General features: G+C 34.3%; 1 protein-coding gene. It reads right to left on the bottom strand.

The annotated features are described in order from the left end of the window. On the bottom strand, positions 1-470 hold a 470-nt coding region (locus E3E36_RS11780; RefSeq protein ID WP_167895568.1), incomplete at both ends, for an SDR family NAD(P)-dependent oxidoreductase.

The following is a 470-nucleotide window of genomic DNA, read 5'->3' as shown; positions in this document are numbered from 1 at the left end:
TTCCGATCTTAATTTTGAACCGTAAATTGGTGAGTTTTCATCTGCATGTAAGGTTAATGAACCCAATATGCTGCTTAAGTTTACAATTCTTCCGGCATCACTTTTTTTAAGTAAAGGCAATAACTCATCAGTTAGTTTAATGATTGCAAAAAAGTTTGTTTCGAATGTTTCGCGTAATGCTTTTTCGTTCACATTAACACTGGTATTTATAGCCCAATCACTATCACTTTCAACCTGAATACCGGCGTTATTAATTAAAATATCCAATTTGCCGTAATTGTTGCTGATGTATTGATAAGCATTATGAATATCTGCTTCATTAACAACATCTAATTGTAAAAATTCAACATCTAATCCATCCTTTACAAGGCTTGCTACGGCTGCTTCTCCGCGTTCTTTATTACGGCTTGCTGCAATAACTTTTACCCCGTTTTCAGCTAATTGTTTTACTGTTTCTAATCCAATGCCTT

Origin of the sequence: Thermococcus sp. M36, from assembly GCF_012027355.1 — an archaeon.
GTDB lineage: Archaea > Methanobacteriota_B > Thermococci > Thermococcales > Thermococcaceae > Thermococcus.
The sequence above is the reverse complement of the archived record's forward strand: the minus strand, read 5'-3'. Positions and strand labels throughout refer to the sequence as shown.